This window comes from Xanthomonas populi (genome assembly GCF_002940065.1).
GTDB lineage: Bacteria > Pseudomonadota > Gammaproteobacteria > Xanthomonadales > Xanthomonadaceae > Xanthomonas > Xanthomonas populi.
In genome coordinates this window covers 47,586-63,475 of sequence record NZ_MDEJ01000006.1, presented here as the reverse complement: position 1 = coordinate 63,475, position 15,890 = coordinate 47,586, and the positions used below count along the sequence as shown (strand labels likewise).

Annotated in this window: 11 protein-coding genes and 2 pseudogenes; 2 read left to right on the top strand and 11 right to left on the bottom strand. The window is 64.7% G+C overall.

All coding sequences use genetic code 11. From position 1 onward, the window contains the following. Positions 1 to 246: 246 nt before the first annotated feature. The 4 genes from XpopCFBP1817_RS02025 to XpopCFBP1817_RS02010 all read right to left on the bottom strand — a co-directional run bounded on the left by XpopCFBP1817_RS02025 (position 247) and on the right by XpopCFBP1817_RS02010 (position 4,073). Positions 247 to 651, bottom strand: a complete 405-nt coding sequence (locus XpopCFBP1817_RS02025) for a response regulator (protein WP_128415763.1) — start codon at positions 649 to 651, stop codon at positions 247 to 249. Positions 652 to 729: 78 nt separating this feature from the next. Further along, positions 730 to 1,212, bottom strand: a complete 483-nt coding sequence (locus XpopCFBP1817_RS02020; RefSeq protein ID WP_128415762.1) for a hypothetical protein — start codon at positions 1,210 to 1,212, stop codon at positions 730 to 732. 139 nt (positions 1,213 to 1,351) lie between these two features. Continuing rightward, the gene (recQ, locus tag XpopCFBP1817_RS02015) at positions 1,352 to 3,148 is read right to left on the bottom strand and encodes a DNA helicase RecQ (protein ID WP_128415761.1); all 1,797 of its coding nucleotides are present in this window, start codon (positions 3,146 to 3,148) and stop codon (positions 1,352 to 1,354) included. 373 nt (positions 3,149 to 3,521) lie between these two features. Further along, positions 3,522 to 4,073 carry a Dps family protein gene (locus XpopCFBP1817_RS02010; RefSeq protein WP_128415760.1) on the bottom strand — a complete coding sequence of 184 codons (552 nt, stop codon included), beginning with the start codon at positions 4,071 to 4,073 and terminating at the stop codon, positions 3,522 to 3,524. A gap of 89 nt (positions 4,074 to 4,162) precedes the next feature. Here XpopCFBP1817_RS02010 and hrpA point away from each other — a divergent pair, with 89 nt between their 5' ends. Further along, positions 4,163 to 8,284: an ATP-dependent RNA helicase HrpA gene (gene hrpA / locus XpopCFBP1817_RS02005; RefSeq protein ID WP_128415759.1), complete on the top strand. Its 4,122-nt coding sequence runs from the start codon at positions 4,163 to 4,165 to the stop codon at positions 8,282 to 8,284. A gap of 32 nt (positions 8,285 to 8,316) precedes the next feature. On the opposite strand, the pseudogene XpopCFBP1817_RS02000 reads toward hrpA, so the two are convergent. The 7 genes and pseudogenes from XpopCFBP1817_RS02000 to pqqA all read right to left on the bottom strand — a co-directional run bounded on the left by XpopCFBP1817_RS02000 (position 8,317) and on the right by pqqA (position 13,365). Continuing rightward, positions 8,317 to 9,366, bottom strand: a pseudogene (locus tag XpopCFBP1817_RS02000) (glucokinase family protein). A 218-nt stretch (positions 9,367 to 9,584) separates the two neighbouring features. After that, positions 9,585 to 10,097 (bottom strand): hypothetical protein, encoded by a 513-nt coding sequence (locus XpopCFBP1817_RS01995; RefSeq protein ID WP_128415758.1) that lies wholly within the window; start codon positions 10,095 to 10,097, stop codon positions 9,585 to 9,587. 62 nt (positions 10,098 to 10,159) lie between these two features. Continuing rightward, positions 10,160 to 11,298 (bottom strand): annotated as a pseudogene (gene pqqE, locus XpopCFBP1817_RS01990) (pyrroloquinoline quinone biosynthesis protein PqqE). Continuing rightward, positions 11,295 to 11,573 (bottom strand): pyrroloquinoline quinone biosynthesis peptide chaperone PqqD, encoded by a 279-nt coding sequence (gene pqqD, locus XpopCFBP1817_RS01985; protein ID WP_128415757.1) that lies wholly within the window; start codon positions 11,571 to 11,573, stop codon positions 11,295 to 11,297. The pseudogene pqqE and the gene pqqD overlap by 4 nt, the downstream one beginning before the upstream one ends. Next, positions 11,570 to 12,322, bottom strand: a complete 753-nt coding sequence (gene pqqC / locus XpopCFBP1817_RS01980) for a pyrroloquinoline-quinone synthase PqqC (RefSeq protein WP_128415756.1) — start codon at positions 12,320 to 12,322, stop codon at positions 11,570 to 11,572. The genes pqqD and pqqC overlap by 4 nt, the downstream gene beginning before the upstream one ends. Continuing rightward, positions 12,319 to 13,218 (bottom strand): pyrroloquinoline quinone biosynthesis protein PqqB, encoded by a 900-nt coding sequence (gene pqqB / locus XpopCFBP1817_RS01975; protein ID WP_128415755.1) that lies wholly within the window; start codon positions 13,216 to 13,218, stop codon positions 12,319 to 12,321. Before pqqB ends, pqqC begins: the two co-directional genes overlap by 4 nt. Positions 13,219 to 13,284: 66 nt before the next feature. Then, positions 13,285 to 13,365 carry a pyrroloquinoline quinone precursor peptide PqqA gene (pqqA, locus tag XpopCFBP1817_RS01970; RefSeq protein ID WP_002812057.1) on the bottom strand — a complete coding sequence of 27 codons (81 nt, stop codon included), beginning with the start codon at positions 13,363 to 13,365 and terminating at the stop codon, positions 13,285 to 13,287. Between the two features lie 275 nt (positions 13,366 to 13,640). Between pqqA and XpopCFBP1817_RS01965 the strand changes: the two genes are divergently transcribed. Then, positions 13,641 to 15,842: a RelA/SpoT family protein gene (locus XpopCFBP1817_RS01965; RefSeq protein WP_425479038.1), complete on the top strand. Its 2,202-nt coding sequence runs from the start codon at positions 13,641 to 13,643 to the stop codon at positions 15,840 to 15,842. Positions 15,843 to 15,890 lie beyond the last annotated feature (48 nt).

The window sequence follows — 15,890 nt, the reverse complement described above, 5'->3', positions numbered from 1 at the left end:
TTAGGGAAAATTGCTCTGGTGTGATCTCCATACCCGATAGTTTACTCGCTCAGGCCATTAGTGTTAACAGGCCCTAGATGTTTCATGTTTTCCCCCTGGCGCGAAAGCACGACCGTGCCAGGCGGGCGATGGCGCCGCATCCTTGGCACACGTGTGTGTTGATCAATCCCCGTGGCCGGCGCATGGCGCGACGGCTGGCATTTCATGCCGGGATTGCGGGCCGCCGTCCAGTGGCGGCTGCCAGCGTCAAGCCACCGGGGTCGGAATCACCCGATGTTTGGCCATCACGTTGCGGATGGCGGTCAGCAACTGCTCGGGGGTGTAGGGCTTTTCCAGAAAGGCCGCGCCGTCCGGCAGGATCTCTTCCACATACTCCACCGCCAGCCCGGAGGTGAGCAGTACAGGAAGGTTGTACGGCGCGTGTGCGGTCTTGACCGCCAGATCCACGCCGGTCAGACCGCCCGGGAAGTGGATATCGGAAAACAGCACATCGATGCGCGGGTCGCTTTCAATCAGCGTCATTGCTTCTTCAACCGAGCCTGCACTGCGGCAGGTGAAACCATAGCTCTCCAGCACAAGGCAGCTGAGTTGTCTGGTGCCATCGCCGTCTTCGACTACGAAGACAACAGGCCGTTCCTTGTTCTGTGACATGAGCGCGTCTCGTGAGGCACGCCGCATTTTCGGCCATGCAGTGGTGAACCCTCTGTCAACGCAGACGGGACCGTATGGTTACCAGCCGAACGGGCCGGCACCGTAGCCGCCGGGCCCATAGCGCGGGCCGAAAATCGGGCCTCCGTCGCGTCCGACACTGATGCTGACGCCGATCTGATGCGCCTTGCCGTCGTCATCGTAATAGGTCTTGCAGGAATTCAGATTGACTGCCTGCCAATTGCCGTTGCCGCCGCGGCTGGAGTAGCCCATGCCGGTTTCGACCGCGCCATGCAGCTTGCCCTGGCATTGCTCAGCGCGTTCTGCGGCGATGGATGCAGCGTTGGGGCGGCTCAACGCCGGCTGTGGGCCACTCTTGTCGCCGTAGAAGGTACCCGGCGGATCGGTAGGGACTTCCGGGTCGGAGCGGTACTGCACCGGCGCTTGCGGAATGCTCAGATCGAGCGAGCGCGCCGCGACTGGCTCGGCACTGCCGTCGCCGGCCTGAGCGAGCGCACCGCCAGCGGCAAACAGAGTGACCAGGAGAAGCAGACTGCGTTTCATCGATCGGACTCTACTGAGAGGGACTGGCAGCGCGTGCCAAGTCGCTGAAGTGAAACTAGCAACGGCTGATTGAATGCGCGCTGTCGATCCTGCGGATTTTTGCGCCAGCGCAGGTGTGCCGATGACACACGCTGTTGCATCAGCCTTGTTCGCGAACGATCTCGATCAGCTGCGCACCGTAGCGGGCCAGTTTGCCGCCACCGATGCCGCCGATATGCGACAGCGCATCGATGCTGGTTGGCCGCTGTTCGGCGATCGTGCGCAGCGTGCTGTCGTGGAAGATCACAAACGCCGGCACGTTCTGTTCCTTGGCCAGTTCCGCGCGCAATCCGCGCAAGGCATTGAACAACACCAGGTCCTGCGGCTGCACCGGCAGGCCGGTGCGTTGCGCGCCACGCTCGCGCCCGGCAGCCGGGTTCTCGCGTCGCATCATCACCTGGCGTTCGCCCTTGAGCACCTGGCGGCTGGCGTCGGTGAGGCGTAGACCGCCGTGGCCTTCGCTGTCGACTTCCAGCAGGCTGGCGGCTACCAACTGGCGGAACACGCCGCGCCAGGTGCGCTCGTCCAGATCGCGGCCGATGCCGTAGGTGCTCAACTGGTCGTGGCCGAGCTGCTTGATGCGTTCGTTCTCGCTGCCGCGCAGGATGTCGAGCAGGTGGCCCACCCCGAAGCGCTGCCCGCTGCGATACACGCAACTGAGCGCTTTCTGCGAGGCCACCGTGGCATCCCAGGCGGCCGCAGGGGTGAGGCAGTTGTCGCAATTGCCGCAGGGCTTGGGATATGTTTCGCCAAAGCCGGCCAGCAGCACCTGGCGGCGGCATTGCATCGATTCGCAGTAGCCGAGCAGGTGATCGAGCTTGGCGCGTTCCAGGCGCTTGCGCTCTTCGGCGGCTTCGCCCTGTTCGATCATCTGCTTGAGCAGCACCATATCGCCCAAGCCGTAGCAGAGCCAGGCTTCGGCGGGGTCGCCATCGCGGCCGGCGCGGCCGGTTTCCTGGTAATAGCCTTCCAGTGATTTGGGCAGATCCACATGCGCGACAAAGCGCACGTCGGGCTTGTCGATGCCCATGCCGAAGGCGATCGTGGCGGTCATGATGATGCCGTCTTCGCGCAGGAAGCGGCGCTGGTTTTCTGCGCGCACTTCGGCCTGCAAACCAGCGTGGTAGGGCAGGGCATTGAAGCCTTGCGCACGCAGCTGCTGCGCGGTTTCTTCGACCTTGCGCCGCGACATGGCGTAGACAATTCCGGCCGAGCCGCGATAACGGCCCAGGAACTCCTGCAGCTGCTTGCGCGCGTTGTCCTTCTGCACCACGGTGTAGCGGATGTTGGGGCGGTCGAAGGAGCTGACGAAGTGGCGCGCGTCGACCAGATCCAGGCGCTCGGCGATCTCGCGCTGAGTCGGCGGGTCGGCGGTGGCGGTCAAGGCCATGCGCGGGATGTGCGGCCAGCGCTCGTGCAGCACGGTGAGCTGGCGGTATTCGGGGCGGAAGTCGTGGCCCCATTGCGAGACGCAATGCGCCTCGTCGATGGCGAACAGCGCGATGCGGCTGCGTTCCAGCAAGGACAGAAAGCGTGGTGTCAGCAGGCGCTCTGGCGCGACATAGAGCAGATCCAGGTCGCTGGACAGCAAGGCGCGCTCGACCCGCTGGGCGTTTTCCGCATCCAGCGTGGAATTGAGGAATTCGGCGCGCACGCCGAGCTGGCGCAAGGCGTCGACCTGATCCTGCATCAGCGCGATCAGCGGCGAGACCACGATGCCGATGCCATCGCGCAACAGCGCCGGCACCTGGTAGCACAGCGACTTGCCGCCACCGGTGGGCATCAGCACAAGGGCATCGTTACCGGCGGCGACGTGTTCGACAATGGCTTGCTGAGGGCCGCGGAAGTCGTCGTAACCGAAGACGCGGCTGAGCAGTTCGTGGGCGTGTGAAGGCATCGGCCTAGGATACCGCGCGGGTCACCTCCTGGCCGGTGTCATGCTGGCGGTGTTGCGTGATGGTGGGTCGGGGATCGCCCTGATGTGGTGAGCGCGCCTACGAGTGCTCACGCGGACGTCGCTGGGTGAGGGTCGTGCGGCGCGGGAGATGGCAGGAGGCCGAGCGTGGGCGTGGGGGCCACTAGGGAAGGCCTGATTAACCCATGCATCGCCGCCATGCGGCTCCGTCAAATCAATAAGTTAAGCTTCGCGCAAGTGGGTTAATCAGAGAATCCCTAGGACTTCGCTCCGTACCCTCCCCCCGGGGGGTAGAGGGGCTTTGTGTCCCGCGCCTGCGCGTTACGTGCTGACCAGGCGCGGAGATGGCTGCGGTTTACTGCAGCAAGGAACGCAGCATCCAGGCGTACTTCTCGTGGGTCTGCAGGCGCTGGGTCAGCAGGTCCACGGTCGGGTCGTCGCCGGCGTCGTCGGCGGTGCCCAGCACCTTGCGTGCGGTGCGGCAGACCGCTTCGTTGCCGCTGACCAGTTGGCGCACCATTTCACGCCAGTCGGCGCTGTCGCTCAAACCCTGTTCTTCCGGGATCGAGGTCAATGCGACGAATTCGCTGTAAGAGCCCGGTGCGTTATAGCCCAAGGCGCGGATGCGTTCGGCCACTTCGTCCAGTGCGGCCCACTGCTCGGTGTACTGGGTTTCGAACATGGTGTGCAGCGAGTTGAACATCGACCCGGTGACGTTCCAATGGAAGTTGTGGGTTTTCAGATACAAGGTGAAGGCGTCAGCCATGTAGCGTGCCAGACCGTCGGAGATCTGCTTACGATCGCTGTCCTTGATCCCGATATCGATGTGCGGTGCCGATGCAGCGGCGACCGGTAATGCGTCGTTGATGACCACGGACTTTGTTGCGGCGTTCTTTTTCTTGGACATGGGATGGTCCTCCTGAGGGAACTGATATGGCGTCACAATAGACAGGCTAAAGGAACACTTGTCATTCAATCTTTCACACTTTTCGATCTATGAGCGCTATCGACACCGACCTTGCCAACACTTTGCGTGAGCGCCGCCATGCCGTCGACAGCGGCATGAGCCGCGATCGTGCCCGGCTGCTCGGTCTGTGGTCGCGCTGGCAAGGCAAACCGGGCAACACGCAGCTGCGCGAGGCGTTCGAGCAGGCGCTGGCGGCATCGCGGGCGCAGCGTCAGGCGCGCGCCGAGCAGCAGCCCGCCATCACGCTGGACACGCAACTGCCGATCGCGCGCGAGGCCGACCGCATCATCGCGCTGATCCGTGACCATCAAGTGGTGGTCATCGCGGGCGAAACCGGTTCGGGCAAGACCACCCAGCTGCCCAAGCTGTGTCTGGTGGCCGGGCGCGGGGTGGCCGGCATGATCGTCTGCACCCAGCCGCGCCGGATCGCCGCACGTGCGGTGGCTGCGCGCGTTGCCGAAGAGTTGAAGACGCCGTTGGGCACCACGGTGGGCTTCCAGGTGCGCTTCACCGACCGGGTTGGCGAAGAGGCGCGGATCAAGTTCATGACCGATGGCATCCTGCTGGCGGAGATCGTCAGCGACCGTTGGTTGTCGGCCTACGACACCATCATCGTGGACGAGGCGCACGAGCGCAGTCTCAACATCGATTTCCTGCTCGGCTATCTCAAGCAACTACTGGTCAAGCGGCCCGATCTCAAGTTGATCGTGACGTCGGCCACCATCGATACAGCGCGCTTTTCGCAGCATTTCGACAACGCACCGGTGATTAATGTGGAAGGCCGCACCTTCCCGGTCGAGGTGCGCTATCGCCCGCTCGAAGGTGAGGCTGGCACCAACGGCGATGGCGAGCAAGGCAACGGCCGCGATGGCGAACGCACCGTCACCGATGCGATCGTGGCGGCAATCGACGAAATCACCCGCATCGACCCGCGCGGCGACGTGCTGATATTCCTGCCGGGCGAGCGCGAAATCCGTGATGCGCACCAGTCGCTGGAACGGCGCAAATACCGCGAAACCGAAGTGGTGCCGTTGTATGCACGGCTGTCTGCGCAAGACCAGGACCGCGTGTTCAATCCGGGCCCGCGTCGGCGCCTGGTGCTGGCCACCAATGTAGCCGAGACCTCGCTGACGGTGCCACGCATCCGCTATGTGGTTGACCCCGGGTTTGCGCGCATCAAACGCTATAGCCCGCGTCAGAAGCTGGACCGCTTACACATCGAGCCGATCTCGCAGGCCAGCGCCAATCAGCGCATGGGCCGTTGCGGACGTATCGCCGAGGGCATCTGCTACCGCCTGTATGCCGAAGCCGATTTCGCCGCGCGTCCGGCGTTCACCTACCCGGAGATCCGGCGCGCGTCGTTGTCGGGGGTGATTCTGCGCATGCTGCAACTGGGCCTGGGGCGGATCGAGGATTTTCCGTTTCTGGAGGCGCCGGACGAGCGCGCGGTGGCCGATGGCTGGCAGCAGTTACTGGAGCTTGGCGCGATCGATGGCGAACGCCGCCTGACCGCGACCGGCCGCCAGATGGCGCGCCTGCCGGTGGACGTCAAACTGGCGCGCATGTTGGTAGCCGCGCAGCAACACGGTTGCCTGCGCGAGATGATCATCATCGCCGCATTCCTGGGCATCCAGGACCCGCGCGAGCGCCCGCCCGAAGCGCGTGAGGCGGCCGATAACGCGCATACGTTGTTTGCCGATGCGCGCTCCGAATTCGTCGGCATCCTGCGCTTGTGGGAGGCGTATCGACAGGTGCACGAAGAGCTCACCCAGTCCAAATTGCGCGACTGGTGCAACCGGCATTTTCTCGGATTTTTGCGTATGCGCGAGTGGCGCGAACTGCATCGGCAGTTGCGCTTGCTGTGCGAAGAGCTCGGTTGGAGCGAAGAGCCGGTCGGCGCGATGATGGGGCCGTTGCTGGCTGGCGCCAGTGCGCCACAGCGCGAGGACGGCCACAACGCCAACCGGCTCACACGCGGGCAGTTGCATCGCGCCGCACGGTTGGCGCGTGAAGGCAAGCCTGATCCAACTGCGCCACCTGCACAAACCACGTCTGCGGCTGCGAAAAAGCAGGCCGATGCCGCTGAGGTGTCGGCACGCACCAGCGAGCGCGAACGCGCTGCGGCGTATCAGGCACTGCATCGCGCGCTGTTGGCGGGCTTGCCCACGCAGATCGGCCATCGCACCGAAAAAGGCGACTTCCTCGCCGCGCGGCAACGCCGGTTCGTGCCGTTCCCCGGGTCTGCGTTGGCACGCAAACCGCCGCCGTGGATTCTTGCCGCTACGCTGTTGGACACGCAAAAAGTGTGGGGCATGACCAATGCTGCGATCGAGCCGGATTGGGCGATCGCCGAGCTTGCGCATCTGCTGGCGCGCAAGCACTTCGACCCGCATTGGTCGCGTGCGCAGGGGCAGGTGGTCGCCTCCGAGCAGATCAGTCTGTTTGGGTTGGTGCTGGCACCGAAAAAGCCGGTGCATTTCGGCAAGATCGACCCGGCCGCCGCGCATGACTTGTTCGTGCGTCAGGGCCTGGTGACCGGCGAAATCAACACGCGTGCAGCGTTCGTTGCCGACAACCTCAAGGTGCTGGAGCAGGCGCGCGAAGAAGAAGCCAAGCTGCGTCGCGCCGGCATCGTGGCCGACGAAGACTGGCAGGCGCGCTGGTATCTGGATCGCATTCCGTCCGAACTGCATTCTGCCAGTGGGCTGGATGCGTGGTGGAAGACCTTGCCGCCGGACAAGCGCCGCAGCCTGCATTGGTCGTTGAACGATCTGCTGCCCGGCGAAGGCAGCGAGGCCGATCGTTTTCCGAAGTATTTCCCGCTCGGCGATGCGCGGCTGCCGTTGCACTATCGCTTCGAGCCGGGCGCCATCGATGACGGCGTCACGTTGGATGTGCCGTTGCATCTGCTCAACGCGCTGGATCCGACGCGGCTGTCGTGGCTGGCGCCCGGTTTTGTTGCAGACAAGGCATCGGCATTGATTCGCAGCCTGCCCAAGGCGCAACGGCGCAACTATGTGCCTGCGCCGGACTTCGCACGCGCGTTCTACGAGGCCTACAGCATTGCGTCTGCCGACGATATTCGTGGCGAGCTGGCGCGTTTTCTGACCAAGGCCACCGGCACGCAAGTAGCGGCTCTGGACTTCGACGAAGAAGCGCTGGACACGCATCTGCTGATGAACCTGCGTTTGCGCGATGACGACGGCAAGGTGCTGGCCGAATCGCGCGATCTGGACGGGCTGCGTGCGCGTTTCGGCGCGCGTGCGGGCCAGGCGTTCGCCGCGCGAGCCGGCCGTGCCTTGGCCGCCGAGGGCTTGCGCGATTTCCCGGACGCCCCGATTCCCGAGCAGGTGTCAGGCGAGGCCGGCGTGCCGGCGTATCCGGCACTGGTGGACCAGGGCGACGATGCAGCGCTACGCATCTTTGCCGACCGTAACGAGGCGGCGCAGGCGCATCCGCGCGGCGTGCGCCGGCTGCTGGAAATCGCGTTGGCCGACAAGATCAAACAGGCACGCAAGCAACTTCCCGTGTCGCCCAAGACCGGGCTGCTGTACGCGGCGATTGAATCGCAGGAGCGTTTGCGCGGCGATCTGGTTGATGCCGCACTCAACGCGGTGTTGGCCGAAGGGCTAGGCGCGATTCGCGACCCGGGCGCGTTTGCGCAACGCCGCGACGATGCGACCAAGCGGCTGTTCGGTGAGGCGATGGAACGGCTGACGCTGGCCGAGAACATTCTTGGCGCAGTAGTCGAACTCAAGCCCTTGCTGGAAGCGCCGTTGATGGGTTGGGCGCGCGGCAATCTGGACGATATGGAACAGCAACTGCGCGCATTGGTGCATGCCGGCTTCCTGCGCGAGACCCCTGCCGAGGCGCTTGCCAACTATCCGCGGTATCTCAAGGCGATGATTCTGCGCACCGAGCGCGCCAAGCGCGATCCGGCCCGCGATCAGACGCGCATGCTCGAACTCAAGCCGTTCGTGGATGCGTTGGGCGATGCGGCCGCACGCGGCTTGCAGCAGCGCCCGGAGTGGGAGTCGCTGCGCTGGGATCTGGAAGAGCTGCGCGTCTCGGTGTTCGCGCAGGAGCTTGGCGCGAAGTCCGGCGTGTCTGCGAAGAAGTTGTCGCAGCGGGTAGCTGCGTTGCGGAGCTGAGTGGCGTGCGTGCGCACACGTGCATGCATCGCTTACGACACCTCGGCACGTTGTTGCAGATACCAGGTGGCCGCGCCGAGCACGCCCAGTTGCCCGCGCTCGACCAGCTTGACCGGGATGCGCTCGAGCACTGCACGCATGTTTCCTTTCGCTAAAAAACGTTCGCGAAACGCGCTGCTGGCCAGAAACTGCCCGATCGTCGGCAGGATCCCGCCGGCCAGATAGATGCCGCGGGCAGCGCCGTAGGCCAGTGCCATATCGCCGACGGCGCTGCCCAATACTGCGCAGAAGGTGTGCAGGCAATCGCGCGCTACCGCATCGTCTTCGTGCAGCGCTGCATGCGTGATCGCGGCAGGCAGGCGATGGCGGGGCGGCACCGCGTGCAGTTCGCATACTGCGTTGTAGAGATTGAGCAGACCGGGGCCGGACAACACATATTCAATCGGGAGATAGTGCCGGCCTCGAAGCAGAATCCGCAGCAGCTGCAGCTTCTTCTCGTCGATGCTTGCCAACGCCACCTGGCCGGCCTCGGTGGCGAGCACGATCGGACGGGGCTTGGCATCGATCCACACCGCAGCGCCAAGCCCGGTGCCGGGGCCGACCACCAGGATCGGGCCTGCGGCCTGCGTATGCCGTGGCGTCGGCCCGCTGAGCTGCAGCACGGCATGGTGTTGCATCTACGGAGCGGCGTAGGCGACCGCTTCGAAATCGTTGACCAGATGCACGCTGCGCACTGCAAGCGCGTTACGGAGAGTGCCGCGCGAAATCGTCCATGGCAGGTTGTTGCTGATGAAGCTGCCATCGTCCACCGCGACACCGGAACTGGCGATCACCACCGCATCGACACCACGCACATGCTGCAAAAAGTCGCCAAGGATCGCATCCAGACTGGCGTGCTCGGCGCACCGATACGTGCGGTAGTGCGACAGCTCGGTCGCTGCAGTGCTCGCGTAGGAATTGCTCGCGTAGGAGGCGTGACCAACACGCACATGCGTAACTCCCACATCGGCCGCGATAAAGCCGGTGGCCGCGGGCACGGCGAGCGAGGGAGACGCATCAGCAGAGCGCGAAGTTGCAGCCACCTTCCATCCTTTGGGTCCGCCGATCGGCCAATGCCGTCAGCGAATACGGGCCTGTGTAGGAGTTAGTGACAATGCTGTCCATGGTTCAGTCGGGTTGGATCTTTCTTGTCGACGTATTCACGCGCACACAGGCGCTTTCGCCGGCATGTGCGCAGTGCGCGCGGCGCTGCGGGAAATACGGCAGCCAGCATTTGCGTCAGCGCCGAGACATGACCTGCTTACTTGACCCGACGCACCTTGGCAGGCGTGTTGTAGCCTTCGATCTGCAGATACCACACGCCGACCAGGCCGGGCTTGATCTTGACCTTGGGCGCGTCCTTGCGAACGCCCGACAAGTTGGCGGTATCGCTCTGCTCCCAGTCCTGACCATTGGCCAGCGTGTACACGCGGCCCTTGGAGAAGCCCTTGAACTCGCCAACAATCGTGCTTTCGATCGGCTCCTTGCTGCCGAAATCGAAGAAGCCGCGGTTCTTGACGATCACTTCCTGGCGGCCGGCTTCCTTGGCCTGTTCGACTACCACGGCGGCTTCTTTGGCGACCTTGCCCTGCAGCCAGTCGTTGAGCGCGGCCAGCTCGCTGGCGTTGAGCTTGTCCAGGCCGGCGGTCTTGAACTGTTCGGTACTCATCTGCGACTGCAGATCGCCTTGCACCACGCGCTGCGCCAGGGCCGGGACAGCGGTCAACGCGAGGGTCAGGCAGGCCATCAGGGCAATGCGGCGCGCAAGCGACATGGAGGCGATCCGGAACAAGGAGGTCGCTAGTGTAGACGCTAGTCAGCGCCTGCCGCAGCTGGCTAGTCCGCCTCGGCCGTCAGCGTGTCTGCGGTGGCCGATGCTGCGCGTTCGGGGCGGCTGGGGCGGCGATAGATGAACTGCGGTGGCGTCGCTGCGGCCTCGCGTTCGGCGGTGGCGCGCACCTCGGCGTGCACCGGCGAGCGTTCGCAGACCGGATCCAGCGTGGCGGCATCGCCGCTGAGCGCCAGGGCCTGGCAGCGGCAGCCGCCCCAGTCGATCTCGCGCTTGGGGCAGCCCTGGCACACCTCCGGCATCCACGCCGTGCCACGGAAGCGCACGAATGCCTCGCCGTTGTTCCAGATATCGGCCAGCGAACGTTCGCGCAGATTGTCGAAGCGCATGCCCTCGATGGTTTCGGCCGCATGGCAGGGCAGCACGTCGCCGCGCGGGGAAATATTGACGAATCGCTGGCCCAGCCGCCCATGCAGGGTTTGGGCTGGCGCGCGTAATAATCGGGGGTAACGAAGTCGATCGCCAGGCGGTCGCCGAGCTCGCGGCGCGCGGTTTCCACTGCGGTAATGGTGGCTATCAGTTGCTCGCGGCTTGGCATCAGCGCGGCGCGATTGCGCAGGCCCCACCCGTAGTACTGGGTGTGGGCCACTTCGATGCGCTCGGCCTGCCATTCCAGCGCCAGCGCGATCATGCCCGGCACGCGTTCGGCGTTATGGCGGTGCAGCACGGCGTTGAGCGTGAGCGGCAGGCCACGCGCACGCACGGCGGCGGCGAACTCACGCTTTTTGGACAGACTGTTGCGATAGCCGGCGATGCGGTCGGCACCGGCCGGGTCGACGTCCTGCACGCTCAGCTGCACATGCTCCAATCCTGCGGCCTGCAATTGATCCAGCATCGGCTCACCGCCGGCCACGCCGGAGGTGATCAGATTGCTGTACAGCCCGAGCCCGCGCGCATGCGCCACCAGTTCGGGCAGGTCCTTGCGCAGCATCGGTTCGCCACCGGAAAAATGCGCTTGCAGCACGCCCATGTCGGCGGCCTGCTGCAGCAGCGAGCGCCAGCCGGCGGTGTCCATTTCTTCGCGCAGCGCTGCCAGTGCGATCGGGTTGGAGCAGTAAGGGCACGCCAACGGGCAGCGGTGGGTCAGCTCCAACAGCGCGGACAGCGGTGGCTGGGCGATGCTCATAGCCGTAACAAACGCTTTTGGTGCAGGGTATGAGTGAGTTCGATCACATCGAGCTCGATATCGGCCGCGTCGGCATCGAATTCGGCAGCCAATTCCTGCGCGATCTGCGCCAGCGAACGCGCGCCGTCGTAGCGCTGCGCCACCACCAGCGCGATCTCGTCCAGCTCGACCACGCGTTCTGGCGCCAGCAGCACCCACTGGTCGCGTGCGCGGTCGTGCTGCAAGCGCACGCCTGCGCGCAAGGCTGGCTGGCTATCGCGGGTGATGCTGCTCACGCAGCGGCCCGGCTGGCGTCGCGGTCGGGCACGAACGCATCCGGCCACACGATGCCAGGAGTGACGTAGGCCACGTGCAACGCATCCAGCTGCGCCCACAACACCGAACACTTGAAGTGCAGCGCGGCCTTGACCAGCTCCTGTTTCTCGAAGGTATCGGCGTGCTGCTTGACGTAGTCGAGCGCGAAATCCGAATCGCGTGGCGCTTCGGTCAGACGATGCTCGAAGTAGGCTAGCGCTTCGGGCGAAACGAAGTCGTAATGCTTGAGCATGCCGGCCACGCGCCGGCCGATGATGTTGGGGGCGAACAACTCGGTGAGCGAAGAGGCGATCGCTTCGATCAGGCTTTTTTCGCGCACGAAATGCAGGTAGGCCTGCACCGCAAAGCGCGTGCCGGGCAGCAGCGCGCGCCCGGATTCGACCAGGCCACGATCCAGGCCTAGCGCATCGGTCAGATGCAGCCAGCGCGCGATTCCGCCATCGGTGGCGCTATTGCCATCGTGATCGAGAATGCGCTGACGCCAGATCCGACGCAGCGCCGGGTCTTCCATGCGCGCCAGAATCGCGGCGTCTTTCAATGGGATGCAGCGCTGATACTCGAAGCGATTCAAGGCCCAGGCCTGGACCTGGCCACGATCGAGTTTGCCGTCGTGCAGCAGCGCGTGAAACGGATGCTGGTCGTGGTACAGACGTGCGCCGATGGCGCGCAATTGCGCTTCCAGCTGGTCGGGTGTGAGCAGGGCGGTCACAGCGTGACCTCCAGCCCGTCGTGCGCGACCTCCCAGCCGCTGGCACGCGCGCTGGCGTACTCCGGCGAGTGGGTGTCGAGCACGGGATTGGTGGTGTTGAGATGGATGAAAATCTTGCGCGCCACATCCAGCGGAGCGAGTGCCGCGATGGTGCCGTCGGGGCCATCGATGCTCATGTGGCCCATGCGCTGGCCGGTCTTCTTGCTGATGCCCAGTTGCACCATTTCATCGTCGCGCCACAGTGTGCCGTCGAAAAACACCAGTTCGGTGCCTTGCAGGCGCGCGCGCAACCCATCAGTCATTGCCGCGCAGCCGGGAATGTAATGCACGCGGTGCTGACCATCTTCGATGGTGAGCCCGAGGGTTTCTTCATTGGAGCCGGCCAGATCGCCGCCGCTGCGCGATTCCATAAACAACGGCACCTTGCCGGGCACCGAAAACGGCGTGAACTGCAACCCCAGCAGCGACAACGGCGTGTCGAGCGCAAACGGTTGGCGCTGCACATACCGCGGATTGACCGCATCGAAGATGGGGTTTTGCGAGAGCAGATCCAGCACGCGACTGCTGGCATGCAGCGAGAAGGCCTGGCTTTCGCGCATCGACAACAGCCCGGCGATGTGGTCGATCTCGCCGCTGGTGAGCAACACGGCTTCGACCGGCGAGTGCCTTAAGCCATGCTGCGGCCAAAGAACGGGGGTTGCGAGAATTTGTTGGCGGAAATCGGGTGAGGCGTTGATCAGCACCCAGCGTTGGCCATCGGCACTGACGGCGATACTGGCCTGGGTACGACGTTGGGCACCGTCTGTTTGTTGCCACGCCCGTTGACTCGCGGGTATGTGGCAATTCCACTGCGGGTGCCCACCGCCGGCCGCCGATCCCACAACGATGATGCGCATGGAGAACTGTTACCTATCTGCCGGCAGCAGCCGGTCATGCATCGGGAGGAAGGGCGGCAGTTGAGCTCAGAATTCGCCGGAGACGTAGCAGTTGATCTCGGCGCCACAATTGACTTCACGAACGACAGGCTTCTTCCAGGTCTTCATCGGCTACCTCGCAGTTGGTTGGACTGACGTTATCGCAGCACTGGGCAGCGACGAGGCCAATGAGCATAGGCAGCCGGTTTGGGCGAGTTGTAAAGAGCATGTAAAAAGCCGCCGATGTGGCCGATTTCATATGCAGTATTGCACGGGAATCAGCGCAGAACGGTTGCGAATCAAGGCGTTGGCGGGTTAACCGAGCGTAAGCGCGACCGTGCCGGATGATTGTAGCTGCGCTGCGATTGCGCGTTGTGGAGAAGGTGACGCGCACGTTACCGTAGCTGTCAGACCCCTGTTATTGCCCAACGCCCGTGTCCACCGCTGTAACCAGTTCCTCATCCGACCGCTTGCATGCCGTGCTGCAGCGTCCTGCTGTCGCGTCGATCGCGCCCGCCTTGCGCGACGCATTGGCGCAGGCCTGGCAGAACGTGCCGCCAGCGCAGGCCGAGAGCGTACTGCGGGCCTTGCTTGCCGACACGCTGGATGCGCTGGCGTTGCTGGCGGCCGATGAGGCCACCTTGATTGCCGCATTGCTGTTCGACCTGCCCGCATTGCGCGGCGTGGTTGCCAGCCTGCCATGGCAACCGGCGGAACGGCGTGCGGTGGTGGAGGGTTTGCTGGACGGCCTGGATGCCGCCGACCAGGTCTGGGCGCTGCATGCCGGGCGCGAGGCCGGGCGCAACAGCGAAGGCTTGCGGCGGCTGCTGCTCTCCATTATCCATGACCTGCGAGTGGTGCCGATTCTGCTGGCGCGGCAGTTGGCGCGCATGCGTGTGGCCGACCGCATGAGCGAAGAACAACGCCGCGCGCTTGCCCAGCTCACCCGCGACATCCACGCGCCGCTGGCCAACCGGCTGGGCATCTGGCAGGTGAAGTGGGAGCTGGAAGACCTGGCGTTCCGGCATCTGGAGCCGGAGACCTACCGCCGCATCGCCCGCGAGGTGGACGAAACCCGCGTGGCGCGCGAGCGCTATCTCGAAGCGGTCAAGCGCACCTTGTCGACGACGCTGACCCAGCAGGGTCTGCGCGCGGAGGTGAGCGGGCGACCGAAGCACATCTACAGCATCTGGCGCAAGATGCAGAAAAAGCGCCTGTCCTTCGACCAGCTGTACGACATCCGCGCGGTGCGGGTGATGGTCGACGACGTGGCGGCCTGCTACGCCGCATTGGGTGCCGTGCATTCGCTATGGGCGCCGGTGCCGAGCGAGTTCGACGATTACATCGCCCGGCCCAAGGCCAACGACTACCGCTCGCTGCATACCGCTGTCTTCGGCCCGGAAGGGCGCACGATCGAAATTCAGATCCGCACCCACGAAATGCATGCGCAGGCCGAGCTCGGCGTGGCCGCGCACTGGAAGTACAAGGAAGGCGGCAAGGGCGGCGAGAAGGCGTTCGACCGCAAGATCCTGTGGATGCGCCAGTTGCTGGAACAGGTGCATGAAGGCGACCACGGCGAGCTGGCCGGGGCGCTGGATGCCGAGCTGATCGAAGACCGCGTGTATGCGCTGACGCCTAAGGGCGAGGTCATCGACTTGCCGCAAGATGCCACCCCGCTGGATTTCGCATATCACGTGCACACCATGGTAGGGCATCGCTGCCGCGGCGCCCGCGTCAACGATCGCATCGTGCCGCTGACGTATCGGCTGCGCAGCGGCGACCGCGTGGAGATTATGACCGCTAAGGAAGCCGACCCGCGCCGCGACTGGTTGCTGGCGTCCAACGGATTTCTGGCCAGTGGGCGCTCACGCGACAAGGTACGCGCGTGGTTCCACAAGCTCGACCGCGCGCGCAACGTGCACGCGGGCAAGGAATTGCTCGATCGCGAGCTCAAGCGCCTGGGGCTGCAGCATGCGGACCTGAGCGTGGCGACGCGCAGATTCCACGCCGAAAATATTGACGATCTGTATATCCAGGTGGCGCTAGGCGATACCGGGCCCAACCAGGTCAGCCGTGCCTTGCTGGAAGCCGAACGTGCCGCCTCGCGGCCTGCCTTACCGCCGCCGCCCCGGCCCACGGCGCGGCGCGAGGGCCTGGGTAAGTCCAAATTCACCGTGCAGGGCGTAGGCAATTTGCTGGTGCAACTAGCGCGCTGCTGCCAGCCGGTGGCGGGCGAGCCGATCGCCGGCTATCTGACCCGCGGCCGTGGCATCACCGTGCATCGCACCGATTGCGCGGGGCTGTCGCGTCTGGCGGCCGCGCATCCGCAGCGCGTGCTGCCGGTGGAATGGGGCCAGGCCGGCAGCGGCTACGAAGTGGATGTGCAGGTCCGCGCGGTGGACCGCCGCTGGCTGCTCAAGGACATCACCAACCTGATCGCGCAGGAAGACGCGCATGTGCTAGAGATCAACAGCGACAACGTGCGCGATACCGGCCGCGCGCAGCTGCGTTTGCGCTTGAGTGTCAGCGATTACGACCAATTGTCCGGCTTGCTTGGCAAGCTGGGTGCCTTGCCGGGAGTGAGCGAGGTGCGTCGGCTCGGTTGAGCGCGGGGCAGCGCAGCTTGCGAACAGGCGCCAGATGAGCGTGGGCGT

Bases quoted from the DNA above. Each gene is read 5' to 3' on its own strand.
- hrpA (WP_128415759.1), top strand. From the start codon at position 4,163: ATGAGCGCTATCGACACCGACCTTGCCAACACTTTGCGTGAGCGCCGC.
- XpopCFBP1817_RS01995 (WP_128415758.1), bottom strand. From the start codon at position 10,097: ATGTCGCTTGCGCGCCGCATTGCCCTGATGGCCTGCCTGACCCTCGCG.
- pqqB (WP_128415755.1), bottom strand. From the start codon at position 13,218: ATGCGCATCATCGTTGTGGGATCGGCGGCCGGCGGTGGGCACCCGCAG.
- XpopCFBP1817_RS02025 (WP_128415763.1), bottom strand. From the start codon at position 651: ATGTCACAGAACAAGGAACGGCCTGTTGTCTTCGTAGTCGAAGACGGC.
- XpopCFBP1817_RS02020 (WP_128415762.1), bottom strand. From the start codon at position 1,212: ATGAAACGCAGTCTGCTTCTCCTGGTCACTCTGTTTGCCGCTGGCGGT.
- recQ (WP_128415761.1), bottom strand. From the start codon at position 3,148: ATGCCTTCACACGCCCACGAACTGCTCAGCCGCGTCTTCGGTTACGAC.
- pqqA (WP_002812057.1), bottom strand. From the start codon at position 13,365: ATGAAGACCTGGAAGAAGCCTGTCGTTCGTGAAGTCAATTGTGGCGCC.
- XpopCFBP1817_RS02010 (WP_128415760.1), bottom strand. From the start codon at position 4,073: ATGTCCAAGAAAAAGAACGCCGCAACAAAGTCCGTGGTCATCAACGAC.